Here is a 16,638-nt window from a genome sequence, read left to right on the forward strand (position 1 = left end):
CGTGCGACAGGATGGGGGTGTGGCCACACCGTACGAGCGCATGAGGGATCAGGCCGTTGACCTCCCCGAGGGTCGACCGGCTCTGACCCGACCCCTCGGCGGGCGTTGGCTCGGGGGAGTGTGTGTCGGTATCGCCGAGCACCTGGGCGTGCGACTGCGCTGGGTGCACCTGGCGTTCATCGTGCTCGCGGTCACTGGTCCGGGTCTGCCGGTCTATCTCTTCCTCTGGGTGGTGACCCCCTCGAGCGACCTCGCCGGTGAGCAGCGCGAACCCGGTGCACTGCGTGCGGTGTCCGGTCTGAGCGAGTCCCGGTGGGGCATGTTCGTCGCCGCCGGCGGGATGCTCGTCCTCATCGGCACCGTCGTCGGTCTCCAGTGGGCCGGCGTTGACGTGCGCGCCGGAGTGCTCCTGCCGCTGCTCCTCATCGCGGCCGGTGTCGCGGTCGCGTGGTCACACCTCGACGACGCCGAGCGCACCAAGTGGCTCGGCACGCAGGAGCAGGACCGCGGCATGCTCTTCCTGCGCCTCGGGCTCGGCATCACGGTCGCTGTCATCGGCATTCTCGTGCTCACGATCCGGGGCAACTCGTTCGCCGCAATCGGGGACGCGCTCCTTGCGACCGTTGCCGTGCTCGTGGGCGCCACCCTCATCGCCGCTCCGTGGGTGGTCCGCCTGTGGCGTGACTACCGCGAGGAGCAGGAGGTGGCCGCTCGCGCCAACGAGCGCGCCGACATCGCCGCGCATCTCCACGACTCGGTCCTCCAGACGCTCGCGCTCATCCAGCGCCGTTCGCACGACCCCGCTTCGGTCACCCAGCTCGCCCGCGCGCAGGAGCGCGAGCTTCGCTCGTGGCTGTATGCCGGTCCCTCGGGTTCCGATGAGACCCTCGCCTCCGCGGTCACGGCTGCTGCCCACGACGTCGAGGACCTCAATGGCGTCGTCATCGACCTCGTCGTCACCGGTGACCGCCCGCTCGAGGAGCACGGCACCGCCCTGGTCCGGGCCATGCGCGAGGCGATGCTCAACGCGACGCGGCACGGGAAGGCGCCCGTGACGGCATACGCAGAAATCGGCCCCGAAGGGGTCGACGCGTTCGTCCGCGACCGCGGCGAGGGATTCGACATGGACGACATCCCGCAGGACCGGCTGGGCGTGCGCGCCTCGATCCTCGGCAGGATGGAACGACACGGAGGCACCGCCAAGGTCCGCCGCCGTGAGGACGGAACCGAGGTGGAGCTCACGCTGCCGCCTCTCGAAGGAGAACAGTCATGACGCAGCCCACTCAGCCCGCTCAGCCCATGCAGCCCAAGAAGACCCCGGCGCCCCGAACCGGTCCGGTTCGCGTCGTCCTCGTCGACGACCACCGGATGTTCCGCACCGGCGTCCGCAGTGAGCTCGCCGAGGAGGCTGCTGCCGCGATCGAGATCGTCGGGGAGGCGCCGGACGTCGAGGCCGCGGTCAAGGTCATCCGTGAGACCCGGCCCGACGTCGTGCTCCTCGACGTCCACCTGCCCGGTGGCACGGGCAAGGGCGGCGCCGACGTCATCAACGGCTGCTTCGGGGTCGAGACCGAAGCGGGGGCGCCGGTGCGCTTCTTGGCCCTTTCGGTGTCGGACGCGGCGGAGGACGTCATCGCGGTCATCCGGGCGGGCGCTCGCGGCTACGTCACCAAGACGATCACCGCCCGCGACCTGGGGACGGCCGTGCGGCGCGTGGCCGACGGCGACGCGGTCTTCTCACCGCGACTCGCGGGCTTCGTCCTCGACGCCTTCGGTGCGGCGGCGGGCGAGATCGCCGAGGTCGACGAGGAGCTCGACCGGCTGTCGGCGCGCGAACGTGAGGTCATGCGCCTCATCGCCCGCGGCTACCAGTACAAGGAGGTAGCCAAGGAGCTCTTCATCTCGGTGAAAACCGTTGAGACGCACGTGTCCTCGGTGCTGCGCAAGCTCCAGCTGTCGTCGCGCCACGAGCTCACCGCGTGGGCGATGGGCCGTCGCCTGGTCTGAGTCCCGGGCGATAGCCTCGACCCATGGATTTCCTCATCAACGTCTTCGTCGTCCTGCACCTGCTCGGTCTTGCCGCGATCGTCGGCAGCGCCGTGTTCGTCGCGCGGGGCGTTCCGACCCCGGCGCTGGTCTGGGGTGCGCGGGCCCAGATCATCACCGGGCTCATCCTCGTCGGTCTCAACGAGGCTGGTGACGAGCCGCTCAACCACACGAAGATCGCCGTGAAGCTCCTCATCGCGATCGCCGTGGCGGCCTGCGCCGAGATCGCTGCCGGGCGGGAGCGCCGAGGCCAGGGCAACCCCCAGCTCGTCCACGCCGCCGGCGCCCTCGCCGTCCTCAACACCCTGGTTGCCGTCCTCTGGACCTCGGCGAGCTGAGTCCCGCCCTCGATCAGGGGATGAGCAGGAGCTTGCCCTGGGTGCGGCGACCTTCGAGATCGGCGTATGCCGTGTGGGCGTCACTGAGCGGGTAGCGCCCACCGACGCTGATCTGCACCTCTCCGGACTCGATCCACTCGAAGAGCTCGGTCGCGCGGGCACGCAGCTCGTCGGATGTGGCGATGTAGGCGCCCAGGCTCGGCCGGGTGACGAAGAGCGAACCCAGCTTGTTGAGGCGCTGCAGGTCCAGTGGCGGCACCTGGCCACTCGCCGCGCCGTAGAGGACCATGAGCCCGCGCGGACGCAGGGAGGCCAGGGACGCGTCGAACGTGTCCTTGCCGACGCCGTCATAGACGACGTGCACGCCTTCGCCGTCGGTGAGCTCACGCACGGCCGCCGCCAGATCCTCGACCTCGGCGTAGTTGATGAGCTCGTCGGCGCCGCGCTCGCGGGCGGTCTCGAGCTTCTCTGCCGAGCCGGCAGTGGCGATGACCCGTCCGCCGCGCTTCTTGATCATCTGGGTGAGGAGCTGCCCGACGCCACCGGCCGCAGCGTGGACGAGCGCGACGGTGCCCTGCTGCACGGCATACGTGCTCGTGGAGAGGTAGTGCGCGGTGAGGCCCTGGAGCATCGCGGCGGCCGCAGTCTCGAGGTCGACGCCCGGCGGGACGTGGACGAGGTTCTTGGTGTCGACGGCTGCATAGGTCTGCGCAGAGCCGACTCCCTGGCCCCAGGCCACGCGGTCGCCGACGACGAAGCAGCTGACGTCGTCGCCGACGCTGACGACCTCTCCCGCGCCCTCGTTGCCGCTCACGAACGGCGTGGGGATCGGATAGACGCCCTCGCGCTGATAGGTGTCGATGAAGTTCACGCCCGCAGCGGCCACCCGCACGAGGACCTGCTCCGGGTCGGGCACGGGGAGGGCATGGTCCCTGACCTCGAGGACATCGCCTCCGCCGTGGGCAGTCACGACGAGGGCGGGGGCGGACTCGGGCAGCGAGGAACCGGAAGTCATCACGTCAGGCTAACCGCGAACCCCACGAGGGCGTCAGGCGCGGTGCAGGTGGACCTCGGTGGCCTTGACGGCGAGCACGACGCGGTCGCCTCTCGTGAGTTTGAGGTCGGCCACGGCGGCTGGGGTGATGTCGGCGCTGAGGAGGTCGGTGCGGACCCTCACGAGGTGCCCGTGCGGCTCCAGGTCGACGACGGTCGCGTCGAGGCTGTTGCGGGGGCTGCCGTGCGGCGTCTCGAGGTGGACGCTGACCGCCGAGGGTGCGACGACGGCGGCAACGGGCTCACCCTCGCGCAGCCCGGAGTCTCCCAACGCGGAGTCCGCGATGCCGTGCAGAAGGCGACCGTCCGGCATACGCAGGGCTCCTTCGGCCGCCAGGCCGCGGATGAGGTTGAGCCCGGCGAACCGGGCACCGAAGTCGCTCGTCGGGCGACTGAGCACGCGGGCGGTCTCGCCCTCCTCGACGACCCGTCCGCCGTGGACGACGGCCATCCGGTCGGCGAGGAGCGCTGCGTCGAGGACGTCGTGGGTCACGAGGATCGTCGTGCGGTCGTGGGTGACGCGACGCAGCAGGTCGCGGACGTCGGGCGCGACCTCGACGTCGAGCGCGGACAGGGGTTCGTCGATGAGGAGGACGGCGGGTTCGGTCGCGAGGGCGCGGGCGATGGCGACCTTCTGCGCCTGGCCGCCGGACAGCTCGTGGGGACGACGATCGGCGTATGCCGCCATGCCCACCCTCTCGAGCCATGTCGCCGCCCGCTCGGCTGCCGTCCGGCGGGGGGTGCCGGTGGCGCGAGGTCCGAAGGCGACGTTGTCGAGGGCGCTGAGGTGGGGGAAGAGGCGGGCGTCCTGCGCGAGAAGGGCGATGCCCCGGGCGTGCGGCGGGATCCACGTGTTGCTTGAGCGGTCCGAGAGGACACGGTCGCCGAGCCGGACGGTGCCGGTGTCGGGGCGAATGAGGCCCGCGGCGGCGGCGAGGATGGTCGACTTGCCGGCGCCATTGGGGCCGAGGAGGGCCAGGGTCTCGCCCTCCTCGACCCTGATGTGGACGTCGACGTCGCGGTGGGCGACGGTGACGTCGACCTCGAAGCTCGCGCCCTTCACACCGTGGCTCACGGCGTGCCCGCTGCAAGGGAGTCGCGTCGGGCACGCGTGAGGCCGATGACGAGAACGGCGACGGCGACGAGGACGAGGGAGAGGGCGACGGCGGCACGGGGGTCGCCCTCACGCTGGAGGTAGATCTCGAGGGGGAGCGTGCGGGTCGTGCCCTGCAGTGATCCGGCGAAGGTGATCGTCGCGCCGAACTCGCCGAGGCAGCGGGCGAAGGCGAGGATCGTGCCGGAGATCAGGCCGGGCAGGGCGAGAGGGATGGTGACTCGTCGGAAGATGGTCGTCGGTGCTGCGCCGAGCGTGGCCGCGACGTCCTCGTAGCGCGTGCCGGCGGCGCGCAGGGCGCCCTCGAGGCTGAGCACGAGGAAGGGCATCGCGACGAAGGTCTGGGCGATGACGACGGCGGTGGTCGAGAACGCGATCTCGATCCCGAGGACGTCGAGGGTGTGGCCGAGCACTCCGCGCCTGCCGAAGGCCTGGAGGAGGGCGATGCCGCCGACGACCGGTGGAAGGACGAGGGGGAGGAGGACGAGGGAGCGCAACAGGGTGGCTGCGATGCCGATGGTGCGGGCCAGGACGACGGCGAGCGGGATGCCGAAGAGCAGGCACAGGACGGTGCTTGCAGTGGCGGTGCGCAGGCTGAGCCAGAGAGCGTCGGTGGATGCTTCGGAGGTGATCAACGGCCAGAAGTTGGCCCAGTCGACGGTCAGCGCCATGGCCCCGATGGGTACCGCGACCAGGAGGGCGCCGATGGCTGCCGGGATCAGCAGCCACCGGGGGATTGTCGGACTCGTCGGCCGAAGAATTCTGGTCACGGAGCCGCGAAGCCCGCTGCCTGCAACACCTTCTGGCCCTCGGCGCCGGTGATGGCAGTGACGAACTCACCGGCCAGGGTGGCGTCCTTGGCCCCCTTGAGCGAGGCGATCGGGTAGATGTTGATGGCGGACTTTGCCTCGGCGAAGTCGAGGCCGGTGACCTCGTCGCCCGCGCCTGTGGTGTGAGCACCACGGACGTCAGTCACGTAGACGAGGCCTGCGTCGGCCTCACCGGAGCGCACCTTGCCGAGCACGTCGGTGACGGCCTGCTCCTCGCTCACCGGCTTGATGTCGATGCCGGCGGCCTTCTCGACGGAGACGGCCGCGGCGCCGCAGGGCACAGCGGGGGCGCACAGGACGACCTTGGCTCCGGGCTTGGTGAGGTCGGCGAGCGACCGGATGCCGGCCGGGTTGTCCTTCGGCACGACGATCTGGAGCGTGTTCGAGGCAAAGGGCGTGGGTTCGCCCGTGACGAGACCCTCGGTGACGGCCTTCTTCATCGTCGACTCGTTCGCGGTGGCGAGGACGTCGGCGGGAGCGCCGTCAGAGAGCTGCGAGACCAGGCCGGACGAGCCGCCGAAGCTGAACTTCACGGTCACCCCGGGGTGGGCCTTCTCGAAGGAGTTGCCGATCTCCTCGAACGACTTCTGCAGTGACGCTGCCGCGAAGACCGTGAGAGTGCGCGGCGCTGCAGCGGACGAAGTCGACTGTGCCGCAGGCGTATCCGTGCTGTCGGGGGTGTCGTTCGATCCGCACCCGGCCACGAGCAGAAGGCTGGCGACAGCGATGGACGAGCGGACGGCATACGTGCTGGTTCTGCCTTGGCTGATCACGGGGTCTCCACGATGACGGACGTCGACTTCACGACGGCGACGGCTACGGATCCGAGCTCGAGTTCGAGCTCGCGGACGGCTTCGCTCGACATGAGCGAGACGACACGGAAGGGGCCGCACTGCAGCTCGACCTGGGCCATCACCGTGTCCATGGTGATGTTGGTGACGAGACCGACGAAGCGGTTGCGGGCGGAGCGGCCCACGCTCGACGGGTCGGTGACGGCGCGGGCCTGGTCGCGGGCGAGGAGTGCGACGGCGTGACCGTCGACGACCTTGCGGCCGGCGTCGTCGGTCTGTGCGTCGAGGGCACCGCTGTCGACCCAGCGGCGGACGGTGTCGTCACTGACACCGAGGAACATCGCTGCTTCGGAGAGGCGCATCTGCGGCATGGTGGACACTCTAGCCCCGCATCTGCGGAGTCGGGGCGTCAGTCGCGCAGACTGGTCAGGACGGCGTCGAGCATCGCCGGGGTGAGGCGCTTGGTGTAGGTGTTGTGCGGGCTGACGTGGAAGCAGCCGACGAGACGCACCGGGTGGCCGCTGGGGGTGTGGAGGACGGTCTCGACGGCGTGGCCGAACTTCGGCTTCGGTTTGGGGACGCTCCAGCGCAGGCTTGTCGTCGCGGCGAGGACGCCGTTCCAGCCGATGGCGCCGAGGGTCATGATGACGTGGAGGCGGTCGCCGAGGAGTTCGAGGTCGCGGCCGAGCCACGTGGCGCAGGTGGCCCTTTCGGTTGGCGTGGGCTTGTTCTCGGGTGGTGCGCACCGCACCGCGGCAACGATGCGTATGCCGCTCAGCTCGAGGCCGTCGCCGGCGCCGACCGAGGTCGGCTGGTTCGCGTATCCGGTGCGGTGGAGGGCGGCATACAGGAAGTCGCCGGAGGCGTCGCCGGTGAACATGCGGCCGGTGCGGTTGGTGCCGTTGGCCGCTGGTGCGAGACCGACGATGAGCGCGGTCGCGTCGGGATCGCCGAACGACGGGCCAGGCCGCCCCCAGTAGGGCTGGTCGGCGAAGGAGGCCCGACGGTCCTGTCTCGCAACGGTTTCGCGCCAGTCGACGAGTCGTGGGCAAGCGCGACAGACCGTGACGCGGGCGTCGACGTCGGTGAGAGTGAGGGCGCTGGCCGAGAGGCTGTGGACGTCGTCGGCGTCGCGGGCGACCGGGGTGTCTGGGGTGCCGGGGTCGCCGGGCCAGCCGGTGCCGGGCGGGACGGGGGAGAGGAACGGGTTGCCCGTGATGGGGTGCTTGTCGGGGCCGACGCGCGTGACTTCGTCGCCGGTCGTCATGGCTTGGCTTCGTCGTCCTCGGGCTCTGGCGGTGTGTCGGCGCCCTCGCGTTCATCGCGGTCGGCCCACTCGAGGAGCGGGGCGATGTCGAAGACGTGCTGGTCGATGTCGGCGTGGAGGTCGCCCAGCTGCGCATAGCGCTCCGGGACGGTGGCGATGGTGCAGTCCTGGGGTTCGACGTCGTCGACCTCGTCCCACGTGATCGGGGTCGAGACCGTGCCGATCGTGTTGCCGCGCACCGAATAGGCGCTCGCGATCGTGTGATCGCGAGCATTCTGGTTGTAGTCGACGAACACCGCTTCGGGGTCGCGATCCTTGCGCCACCAGGTCGTCGTGACGTCTTCGGGGGCGCGGCGTTCGACCTCGCGGGCGAAGGCGAGGGCGGCGCGGCGCACATCCTGGAAGCCGTGGTCGGGCTTGATGCGGACGTAGACGTGGAGCCCGTGCCCGCCGCTCGTCTTGGGGAAGCCGGTGGCTCCGAGCTCGTCGAGCACTTCGTGGGCGACGTGTGCGACGCGCCTCACCCGCTCGAACGGCGCGTCGGGCATCGGATCAAGGTCGATGCGCCACTCGTCGGGCTGTTCGGTATCGGCGCGGCGGCTGTTCCACGGGTGAAACTCGACGGTGCTCATCTGCACGGCCCAGATGATGTGGGCGACGTCGGTGGGGCAGAGCTCGTCGGCGTGCAGCCCGTATCGCGGGAAGTGCAGCCGGACGGTCTCGAGCCAGGGTGGGGCGCCGCGGGGGACGCGCTTCTGGTGGACCTTCTTGCCGTCGACGCCGTCGGGGAAGCGGTGCAGCATCGTCGGCCGCTCGCGCAGGGCGTTGAGGATGCCATCGCCGACGGAGACGTAGTAGTTCGCCAGGTCGAGCTTGGTCTCACCGCGCGCGGAGAAGTAGACGCGCTCAGGGCTCGACAGCTTCACGTCGCGGCCGGCGACGTCGAGGATCACCGGTTCGCCGAACTCACCCTTGCGAGAGGCCATGCACGACACCGTATGCCGTCCGCTCACCTTCGCGGTGCGGTCCGGTCCACTCAGAACGGGATGACCTCTGGCGGGCGGGGCGGCGTCGGTGGGAAGTCGACGCGGTAGCGGTTCCAGCTGGGGTTGAAGTCGAGGTCGATGCGGGGTGGTGGTCCGCCGAAGGTGTTGCCGTTGAGGTCGAAGGACTTCGGGGAGGCGCGGGGTTGGGCGTTGTCGGGTCCGCCGAGGAGTTCGATGAGCTCCTCTTCGAAGGTGGTGGGGATGTCGGTGGGGTCGCCTGCGATGCGGCCAGCCGTCGAAGGGTCGCGGTGGGTGTGTCCGGCGGTGATGAGGTGGAGGTGGTCCACGGGCCAGGTGGTGCGTTGCAGCCCGGTGGGGTCGGTCCAGGTGACTGTGCCGTCGGGGTGGAGCTTCACGGTCCAGCCGTCGCGTTGCTTGATGCGGTGGTGGCGCCGGCACAGGCACATGAGGTTGATCGGGCTTGTGGGTCCGGTCGGCCAGGGGCGGACGTGGTCCAGGTCGCACTGGTGCGCGGGCACAGTGCACCCGGGGAAGCGACAGGATCCATCGCGCAACCGGATGAGGCGCGCCATGGGGTCGGGCACCCGGTAGGACTCGCTGAAGTCGACGGGCTCATCGACGGCCTCGTCAGCGATCTCCTTGACGGATCGTGAAGCTGCGGTCGGCGAATCCGGGCCGCGTGACCCGCTTCGTCGCGTGGTGTCCTTCGCGGCGTGCTCTTTGACGCGTTCCCGTGCGCGGTGAGCACGTCGGGCCTGTGCCTGGCCGCGTGCCAACGCTGCGGGCACGTCACCGTGCACCAGGGCGCCGGTGCCGTGGTCGCAGGTGAGTTCCCGGTCGGGGTCGGAGGTGCCAACCTGGTCGAGCCATTCACGGCGCACGAAGGTCGTGCCACCTTGTCCGAGCCCGCCGACCTCGACGAGGTCCTCTGCAGCCCAAGGCCCGGTCGAGGTGGAGTGAGTGGGAGCGGTGTCAGAGTCGGCAGCTTTGGCACCACGGCCATGGGAAGAGGCGTCAGCAGTGGTGTCGTCCTTGGTGTCGCTGTCGGGGGCGGCGCGGGTGGTGTGGACGATGACTTTGACATCACTGTGTTCGAGGATGAGTTCCATCATCGCGTCAGCCCGGGCGAGTTCGAGGCTGTCGGCCTTGTTCTCCCGCACCAGCTGGCGGGCGCGTTCGGTGACAGCAGCCCACGCACCCCGCGCGTCCTCGACACGGAAGTCGCCGCGCCAGTGATCCGTACCGTTCGTCCCCGTGCGGCGGGTCAACCCGCGCCGGGCGCGCTCGTCCTCCACATGGGCGGTGACCGCATCCGGGTCCACCTGCGCCGCGGTGCGGGCCAGGAGTTGCCGCAACGGACCCACGGTCAGCTGCCCCCACACGTCCTTGACCCGGTCCACCACCTCCGCGGCGGACTGCGCCGACAAGAACTCCGTCTCCTCCGTCACAACCCGCGCACGATGCTCATCCAGGTCACCACTGGCCATGGCATCGACCACGGCCGGGGTGCGGGTCATCTGCCGGATCGCATCCAGGATCCGGTTCGTCGCCACGAACACTGAACACCCCAACCTGGGTGCCGCCAGCTCGGGCCCGTCCAGGCGTTGGTAGCCCAACCCGTGGTGCACCTCAGCAGGCATGCCGTCCTCCTGCCGGTGCGCATCACGCGCGGACAGGTGCGCCAACGCCACCGCCTGACGGGCCGACGCCGCGTCCTTCTCCCGCTGCGCGAGCTCGATGACGTCCAGGAGCTCATCGGAACTCAACTGGTCAGCGCACGCACGCAACGCGGCATACCGGCCCTCAAGGGCGGCGGTCGCAGCGGTGGTTTCCATGACCCAACAATACTCGAACGTGAGTTCTAGAGTCAAGGTTTTCGGGCTACGCTCTGGGCTGAATTCGCAAGTGGCACAGCACTATTCACCAAAAAAGCAGGGGACACGTCAACGCTCGTCAACCACGCTAACAACAGTCACTGACAGACACCCGCACTAACTAGTTGACATTCCTACCTAGGTTGCAGAACTATCTAGCCATGGGGAAGGCAAAGGTACGCGAGGATCGACAGAGCCAGTGGCTCAAGGGTGTCCTCGATCTCGCCGTGCTCGCAGCCCTGTCGCGCGAGACGTCCGCGTACGGCTACACCCTCATGGCCTCCTTGGCTGACCTGGGATTCGAGGGCATCAAGGGCGGCACGATCTACCCACTGCTGGGCCGGCTCGAGGAGGACGGCCTCGTCAAGAGCGAATGGGTCACCGGGCAGTCCGGGCCACCCCGCAAGTACTTCTGGCTGACCCCCGCCGGTCGCGCCGAGCTCGACTCCGGCCGCGCAGGTTGGCTCACCTTCTCAAACACCATGGCCGAAGCGCTGGAGGGCTGACTCGTGCCGACCGACCTGTGGGAGTACTCGAAGGTCCTCGCGGAACAACTGCGCCTCAACGGGATGAAGGAGGAGCAGGTTGAGGAGGTCGTGGCCGAGGTGCAGCAGCATGTCCTCGACACGCAGCAGGACCCGGTGGAGGCGTTCGGCCAGCCCACCGACTACGCAGTCACCTGGATGGCGCCAAGTTCGAGCCGGCGGGTTCTGCGGATCCTGGCAGCCGTGGCGGGGGTGACCAGCATCCTGGCGCTGCTCAGGGGCCTCACGGCGCAGGGATCCTGGTCCGACCAGGTCGAGATCGACTCGTTCTACGTCTCCATGTGGCTGATCTGGGTCGTGGCGTTGGCTGTACTGCCGTGGACCGTCGAGATCTGGCTCGCGCGCCGCCGCGGGCAACGTGTCGGCAGTCCCGGGGGAGTTCCGCTCGGGGTGCTGCTTGCCGGCATCTCAGCTCTCGTGCTGGCCGTGATCTGGGCCGGAGCCACGATGGTGATGGGGGATGGGGGCGCGGTGTTCTCGACGCCCAAGTGGTCCCTGGTCCTCATCGGGGTCCTCTGCCTGCCCGGGGTGATGTTCATCGGAAGCCAACGCAACGCTGCCCTCCCGGACGGCCCGGGGAAAAGGGCGACCTGGAAAACGCGCGTGCGGCGGGCCTTCATCAACCGCTAGCCTCGTGCCCATCATGAAGAACTGATCCAGCGACCAGCACGCGCCCGAGGCCACCCGCCCGCGCGAGCACTCGAACCTCCCCGCTGGAGTTCCATGACCCACCCACTCACCATCCGCGACGTGTCGCACGGCTACGCCGGCCGCACCGTCCTCGACGCCATCGACCTCACCGTCGCACCGGGCCAACGCGTGGGCCTCATCGGCGAAAACGGTTCTGGCAAGTCGACGCTCATCCGTCTCGTCGCTGGGATCGAGCAGCCCAACCACGGCACGATCACGACACCCGATGACCTCGGCTACCTCGCCCAAAACAGCGGGCTCGACCCGCACGACACCGTCGACGACGTCCTCACGCAGGCCCTCGCGCCACTCCACCATGCTGTCGCGCGCCTTGAGGCCATCAGTGACGAACTCACCAATCCCGCTGTGGCACAGGCCTATGACAAACTCCTCACCTGGGCGACCCTCCACGACGCGTGGGATGCCGACCGCCGCGCCGAGCTCTCTGCGCATCGCCTTGGCCTCGACGCCATCGACCGCACCCGCACGATCGCCGAACTCAGCGGAGGCCAACGCAGCCGCCTCGCACTCGCCGCCCTCCTCACCCGGCGCCCCGAGTGCCTCGTCCTCGACGAACCCACCAACCACCTCGACGACCAGGCCCTCGACCACCTCGAGTCCGAGCTCAACCAGCTCCCCGGAGCCGTCCTCGTCGCCAGCCACGACCGCACCTTCCTCGACAGGGTCTGCACCGCCGTCGTCGACCTCGACCCCAGCCACTTCGGGACCGACGGCGAAGGTGGGAGACGATTCACCGGCAACTACACGGCATACCTGACATTCCGTCGCGATTCCCAGCGACGCTGGGCGGAGGCGTATGCCGCCCAGCAGAGCGAGCTTGGCCACTTGCGGATCGCTGCGCGCACGACGACAAGCGATGTCGCGCACAACCGGGGTCCGCGGGACAACGACAAGTTCATCCACGCGTTCAAGGGCGCCCGCGTGCAGAAGTCCGCGAGCCGCCGCAGCCGTGACGCCCAGCAACGCATCGAGGTCCTCGAACGCGACCAGGTGCGCAAGCCACACCCACCCCTGAGGTTCGCTGCGGACTTCACGGCAGCCAGTGCCGGGTCCGTCCGCGTGCGCGATCTCGTCGTCGACGGGCGCGTCCACGTGCCGCGGCTCGACGTCGCAGCGGGGGAGCACGTCCTCATCGAGGGATCCAACGGCTCCGGCAAGTCCACCCTGCTCAAGGTGCTCGCAGGTCGAGTCAGCCCGAGCGCCGGCGACGTCCAGGTATCGGCCCGCCGCATCGGCCTCCTCACCCAGGACGTGGAGTTCGCCGACCTGAGCGCGACAGTGCGGGCGACCTATCGCGCGACCGACTCAGAACTGCTCCTCGGCGAGCTCGGTCTCATCCACCCTCGCGACGTCGACCGTCCCGTGGGACTTCTCAGCGAAGGGCAGCAACGACGACTCGCCCTCGCCATCGTCATCGGTGAGCAGCCAGAGCTCCTGCTCCTCGACGAGCCGACCAACCACCTCAGCCTCGCCCTCGTCGAGGAGGTCGAGGCCGCCCTCGCTCACACACCAGTGACCGTCATCGTCGCGAGCCACGACCGATGGCTGCGCGAACGATGGAGCGGCCCACGCGTGCTCCTGAGGTGACGGTGCCAGGACGTAGGGTTGTCGATGAGATGAGCACCCTTTTTGATGGCATGGATTTCAACGGGACGGGCCTTGGCGAGCCCGATTCCGCCACGGACTCCGACAACGCACCCACGACGGACCACGACACGCACGAGAGCGCGCACGCGGCGCTCGTCAACGCTGCCGGCGTGCCCTCGTGGGCGATGTCCGACAGCCAGGCCCCACCGGAGCCGGCCTGGGGATCGACGTCCGCCCAGGACCCCGAGGAGCTCCTCGAAGGCCTCAACGAGGAGCAGCGCGAAGCCGTCATCCACGCCGGTGGGCCGCTCCTGATCATCGCCGGCGCCGGCTCGGGCAAGACGCGCGTCCTCACCCACCGCATCGGCTACCTGCTGGCCGCCCGAGGCGTCCAGCCCGGCCAGATCCTCGCCATCACGTTCACCAACAAGGCCGCCGCCGAGATGCGCGAGCGGGTCCAGGACCTCGTCGGCCCGCGCGCCCGCGCCATGTGGGTCATGACGTTCCACAGCGCCTGCGTCCGGATCCTGCGTCGTGAGGCCGACAAGGTCGGGATGAAGTCGACGTTCTCGATCTATGACGCCGCCGACAGCCAACGCCTCATGTCGATGGTCATCCGCGACATGGACCTCGACCCCAAGCGCTACAACCCGCGCACCTTCAGCCACCAGGTGAGCAACCTCAAGAACGAGCTGATCGACGAAGAGACGTATGCCGCTCGCGTGGGTTCCGAGCCCAGCGCCGACAACCCGGGTGGCACCCATACGGAACGGCTGCTCGCGGACGCCTACACGGCATACCAACGTCGTCTGCGTCAGGCCAACGCGCTCGACTTCGACGACATCATCATGCTCACGGTCCACATGTTGCAGGCCTTCCCGGACGTCGCCGAGCACTACCGCCGCCGGTTCCGTCATGTCATGGTGGACGAGTACCAGGACACGAATCACGCGCAGTACCAGCTGATTCGCGAGCTCGTGGGCCATGGGGGAGCGCGGGGCGAACACGCGGTCGAGCCGAGTGAGCTCGTCGTCGTCGGTGACGCGGACCAGTCGATCTATGCGTTCCGCGGTGCGACGATCCGCAACATCGTCGAGTTCGAGGTGGACTACCCGGATGCTCGGACGATCCTGCTCGAGCGCAACTACCGCTCCACGCAGACGATCCTCACCGCAGCCAACGCCGTCATCTCGCGCAACGAGTCGCGTCGCAAGAAGAACCTCTGGACCGACTCGGGTTCGGGTGCGCCGATCATCGGCTACGTCGGCGACAACGAGCACGATGAGGCGTCGTTCGTCGCGCGCACCATCGACAAGCTCGGGGACGAGCACGGTGTGAAGCCCGGCGACGTCGCCGTCTTCTATCGGACCAACGCGCAGTCCCGTGCCCTCGAAGAGGTTTTCGTGCGCGTCGGCCTGCCCTACAAGGTCGTCGGCGGCACCCGGTTCTATGAGCGCCGCGAGGTCAAGGACGCCCTGGCCTACCTTCGGGTGCTCTCCAACCCCGCCGACACGGTCAACCTGCGCCGCATCCTGAATGTCCCCAAGCGCGGCATCGGCGACCGGGCCGAGGCCGTCGTCGCCGCCCTGGCGGAACGTGAGCGCATCTCCTTCGTCGAGGCGCTGGGCCGCCCCGAGGACGCCCCGGGGATCGCCACCCGTTCGATCGCGTGCATCAAGGGATTCACGGCGCTGCTCGAGGACCTCGGCAAGGTCCGCGACGACGACAACGCGGGAGTGGCCGACCTGCTCGAGGCCATCGTCGACAAGTCCGGTTACCTCGCCGAGCTGCGCGCCAGCCACGACCCGCAGGACGAGACGCGGGTCGAGAACCTTGCCGAGCTCGTCGCCGTGGCGCGTGAGTTCGACGAGGCCCGCGCCGAGACCGGTGAGGTCAACAGCCTCGAGGACTTCCTCGAACAGGTCTCGCTCGTCGCCGACGCCGACGAGATCCCCGACTCCGCCGAGGCGGAGGAGCAGGGTGTCGTCACGCTCATGACCCTGCACACGGCCAAGGGTCTTGAGTTCCCCGTCGTCTTCCTCACCGGCATGGAGGACGGCACCTTCCCTCACCTGAGGTCGCTCGCCGACCCCAAGGAGCTCGAGGAGGAGCGGCGCCTCGCCTACGTCGGCATCACCCGCGCCCGCGAGCGGCTCCACCTGTCCCGGGCGGCCGTGCGCTCCGCGTGGGGGGCGCCGCAGTACAACCCGCCGAGCCGGTTCCTCGACGAGATCCCCAGCGAGCTCCTGTCCTGGGAGCGCGAACTCAGCGGTCTCGCCGCCATCGGGCAGCGCGGCCAACGCCCGGCCATCGCGACGCTGGCGGCCCGACCCGGGGTGCGATCGCCCGGCAACCGGCCGATCATCCCGCTGTCGCCCGGCGACAAGGTCACCCACGACTCGTTCGGCATGGGCAGCGTCGTGCGCACCATGGGTGAGGGTGACAAGACCCAGGCCGAGGTCGACTTCGGTGGCGAGACCGGCGTCAAGCGTTTCCTGCTGCGCTTTGCCCCCCTCGAGAAGCTCTGAGCCACCCAGAACTCGCGATACGTGGGGGCGGGAGCACGCGGCATACGCCGCAAGAAACAGCGAAGGGCGGCACCCGTGAACGGGTGCCGCCCTTGCGACGTGGATGCGGGAGCCTCAGCTCACTGAAGGCCCTTGGCCGCGAGCCACGGTGCCGGGTTGACGGCGCCGCCGCCATCGGGGTGGATCTCAAGGTGCAGGTGCGGGCCGGTGGAGCGACCGGTGTTGCCGGAGTAGCCCACGATGTCGCCGGGCATGACCTCTTCGCCGACGCTGGTCGAGAACCGGCTCATGTGCGCGTAGAACGACTCAGTGCCGTCCCAGTAGCTGATCCGGACGAGGTTGCCCATGTTGCCGTTGGAGCCGACGAACGTGACGGTGCCGCGGGACATGGCGTGCAGCGGCGTGCCGGTCGGCGTGCCGAAGTCGTTGCCCCAGTGCATGCGTCCCCAGCGCATGCCGTAGCCCGACGTGAACGTGGCGCCGGCGATGGGCATGACCCACTTCTTGCCTTCGCGTTCCATCTTGGCCTTCGCGGCGGCGTCGGCCTTGGCCTTGGCCGCAGCGATGGCGGCGACGCGGGCCTTGTTGCGGGACACGCGCTTCTGCTCAGTGACGCGACCCTGCAGGGCTGCCGTCTGGATTGCGACCTGCTGGCGACGCGTGGAGAGGTCAGCCTGCTGGGCGACCTCGGTCGCAGCCTGGTCCCGAGCGGTCTGCGCCTGGTCAGCCGTCAGGTCAAGGGTCAGCGGAGCGGACTCGGCAACCGTGGCACCGGTGGCGGTGACGACCAACGCCGCAGCAGCGGCGACGGGCAAGACGAAGCCAGGGTGGAGGACGCGGGAGACACGGGTCGGCGCAGGTTTGCGATGACGGCCTCGGTGGCGCCCCTGGTAAGGGGAAGTCAAAACAGGGATACCTCACGTGCAGGGGACACGGGAGGCACTACC

At 69.2% G+C, this 16,638-nt stretch carries 16 protein-coding genes; 7 read left to right on the forward strand and 9 right to left on the reverse strand.

Annotation, left to right across the window (positions count from 1 at the left end; translation table 11 throughout):
* Positions 1-19 precede the first annotated feature (19 nt).
* Genes ACFQRE_RS06895 through ACFQRE_RS06905 form a run of 3 tightly spaced genes read left to right on the forward strand, consistent with a single transcriptional unit; the run spans position 20 to position 2,384 of the window.
* On the forward strand, positions 20-1,273 hold the full coding sequence (locus ACFQRE_RS06895) for an ATP-binding protein (RefSeq protein WP_380120276.1): 1,254 nt from the start codon (positions 20-22) through the stop codon (positions 1,271-1,273).
* 26 nt (positions 1,274-1,299) lie between these two features.
* Entirely contained in the window at positions 1,300-2,007 is a 708-nt protein-coding gene (locus ACFQRE_RS06900; protein WP_380120462.1) for a LuxR C-terminal-related transcriptional regulator, read from the forward strand.
* A 23-nt stretch (positions 2,008-2,030) separates the two neighbouring features.
* Positions 2,031-2,384 (forward strand): hypothetical protein, encoded by a 354-nt coding sequence (locus tag ACFQRE_RS06905; RefSeq protein WP_380120278.1) that lies wholly within the window; start codon positions 2,031-2,033, stop codon positions 2,382-2,384.
* A gap of 13 nt (positions 2,385-2,397) precedes the next feature.
* Here the strand turns inward: ACFQRE_RS06905 and ACFQRE_RS06910 are convergent, their stop codons facing one another.
* From ACFQRE_RS06910 to ACFQRE_RS06945, 8 genes are read right to left on the reverse strand one after another with little or no spacing between them, the layout of a single operon-like run.
* Positions 2,398-3,399, reverse strand: coding sequence for a quinone oxidoreductase family protein (locus ACFQRE_RS06910; protein WP_380120280.1), 1,002 nt, complete (start codon positions 3,397-3,399; stop codon positions 2,398-2,400).
* Between the two features lie 33 nt (positions 3,400-3,432).
* The gene (locus ACFQRE_RS06915) at positions 3,433-4,512 is read right to left on the reverse strand and encodes a sulfate/molybdate ABC transporter ATP-binding protein (RefSeq protein WP_380120282.1); all 1,080 of its coding nucleotides are present in this window, start codon (positions 4,510-4,512) and stop codon (positions 3,433-3,435) included.
* Positions 4,509-5,321: an ABC transporter permease gene (locus ACFQRE_RS06920; RefSeq protein WP_380120284.1), complete on the reverse strand. Its 813-nt coding sequence runs from the start codon at positions 5,319-5,321 to the stop codon at positions 4,509-4,511. The genes ACFQRE_RS06915 and ACFQRE_RS06920 overlap by 4 nt, the downstream gene beginning before the upstream one ends.
* A complete protein-coding gene (gene modA, locus ACFQRE_RS06925; protein WP_380120286.1) occupies positions 5,318-6,154 on the reverse strand; it encodes a molybdate ABC transporter substrate-binding protein in 837 nt (278 codons plus the stop codon). The genes ACFQRE_RS06920 and modA overlap by 4 nt, the downstream gene beginning before the upstream one ends.
* Complete coding sequence (locus ACFQRE_RS06930; protein ID WP_380120288.1) at positions 6,151-6,543, reverse strand: TOBE domain-containing protein; 393 nt, start codon at positions 6,541-6,543, stop codon at positions 6,151-6,153. Before ACFQRE_RS06930 ends, modA begins: the two co-directional genes overlap by 4 nt.
* 38 nt (positions 6,544-6,581) lie before the next feature.
* On the reverse strand, positions 6,582-7,439 hold the full coding sequence (locus ACFQRE_RS06935; RefSeq protein ID WP_380120290.1) for a uracil-DNA glycosylase: 858 nt from the start codon (positions 7,437-7,439) through the stop codon (positions 6,582-6,584).
* Positions 7,436-8,425 carry a non-homologous end-joining DNA ligase gene (ligD, locus tag ACFQRE_RS06940; RefSeq protein WP_380120292.1) on the reverse strand — a complete coding sequence of 330 codons (990 nt, stop codon included), beginning with the start codon at positions 8,423-8,425 and terminating at the stop codon, positions 7,436-7,438. Before ligD ends, ACFQRE_RS06935 begins: the two co-directional genes overlap by 4 nt.
* Before the next feature lie 50 nt (positions 8,426-8,475).
* Positions 8,476-10,281, reverse strand: coding sequence for an HNH endonuclease signature motif containing protein (locus ACFQRE_RS06945; RefSeq protein WP_380120294.1), 1,806 nt, complete (start codon positions 10,279-10,281; stop codon positions 8,476-8,478).
* Positions 10,282-10,481: 200 nt separating this feature from the next.
* On the opposite strand from ACFQRE_RS06945, the gene ACFQRE_RS06950 reads away from it, so the two are divergent.
* The 4 genes from ACFQRE_RS06950 (at position 10,482) to pcrA (ending at position 15,691) form a co-directional block, all read left to right on the forward strand.
* The gene (locus tag ACFQRE_RS06950) at positions 10,482-10,826 is read left to right on the forward strand and encodes a PadR family transcriptional regulator (protein WP_380120296.1); all 345 of its coding nucleotides are present in this window, start codon (positions 10,482-10,484) and stop codon (positions 10,824-10,826) included.
* Between the two features lie 3 nt (positions 10,827-10,829).
* Positions 10,830-11,495, forward strand: coding sequence for a hypothetical protein (locus ACFQRE_RS06955; protein WP_380120298.1), 666 nt, complete (start codon positions 10,830-10,832; stop codon positions 11,493-11,495).
* Positions 11,496-11,588: 93 nt separating this feature from the next.
* Positions 11,589-13,163, forward strand: coding sequence for an ABC-F family ATP-binding cassette domain-containing protein (locus ACFQRE_RS06960; protein WP_380120300.1), 1,575 nt, complete (start codon positions 11,589-11,591; stop codon positions 13,161-13,163).
* A gap of 29 nt (positions 13,164-13,192) precedes the next feature.
* Positions 13,193-15,691, forward strand: a complete 2,499-nt coding sequence (pcrA, locus tag ACFQRE_RS06965; protein ID WP_380120303.1) for a DNA helicase PcrA — start codon at positions 13,193-13,195, stop codon at positions 15,689-15,691.
* 119 nt (positions 15,692-15,810) lie between these two features.
* On the opposite strand, the gene ACFQRE_RS06970 is transcribed toward pcrA, so the two are convergent.
* Positions 15,811-16,506 carry a M23 family metallopeptidase gene (locus ACFQRE_RS06970; RefSeq protein ID WP_380120305.1) on the reverse strand — a complete coding sequence of 232 codons (696 nt, stop codon included), beginning with the start codon at positions 16,504-16,506 and terminating at the stop codon, positions 15,811-15,813.
* Positions 16,507-16,638 lie beyond the last annotated feature (132 nt).

This window comes from Knoellia pratensis (assembly GCF_042666395.1).
Taxonomy (GTDB): domain Bacteria; phylum Actinomycetota; class Actinomycetes; order Actinomycetales; family Dermatophilaceae; genus Knoellia; species Knoellia pratensis.

Coding starts and splice junctions, on each gene's coding strand:
- ACFQRE_RS06950 (WP_380120296.1), top strand. CDS start 10,482: ATGGGGAAGGCAAAGGTACGCGAGGATCGACAGAGCCAGTGGCTCAAG.
- pcrA (WP_380120303.1), top strand. CDS start 13,193: ATGAGCACCCTTTTTGATGGCATGGATTTCAACGGGACGGGCCTTGGC.
- ACFQRE_RS06910 (WP_380120280.1), bottom strand. CDS start 3,399: ATGACTTCCGGTTCCTCGCTGCCCGAGTCCGCCCCCGCCCTCGTCGTG.
- ACFQRE_RS06905 (WP_380120278.1), top strand. CDS start 2,031: ATGGATTTCCTCATCAACGTCTTCGTCGTCCTGCACCTGCTCGGTCTT.
- ACFQRE_RS06945 (WP_380120294.1), bottom strand. CDS start 10,281: ATGGAAACCACCGCTGCGACCGCCGCCCTTGAGGGCCGGTATGCCGCG.
- ACFQRE_RS06900 (WP_380120462.1), top strand. CDS start 1,300: ATGCAGCCCAAGAAGACCCCGGCGCCCCGAACCGGTCCGGTTCGCGTC.
- ligD (WP_380120292.1), bottom strand. CDS start 8,425: ATGGCCTCTCGCAAGGGTGAGTTCGGCGAACCGGTGATCCTCGACGTC.
- ACFQRE_RS06935 (WP_380120290.1), bottom strand. CDS start 7,439: ATGACGACCGGCGACGAAGTCACGCGCGTCGGCCCCGACAAGCACCCC.
- ACFQRE_RS06930 (WP_380120288.1), bottom strand. CDS start 6,543: ATGCCGCAGATGCGCCTCTCCGAAGCAGCGATGTTCCTCGGTGTCAGT.
- ACFQRE_RS06960 (WP_380120300.1), top strand. CDS start 11,589: ATGACCCACCCACTCACCATCCGCGACGTGTCGCACGGCTACGCCGGC.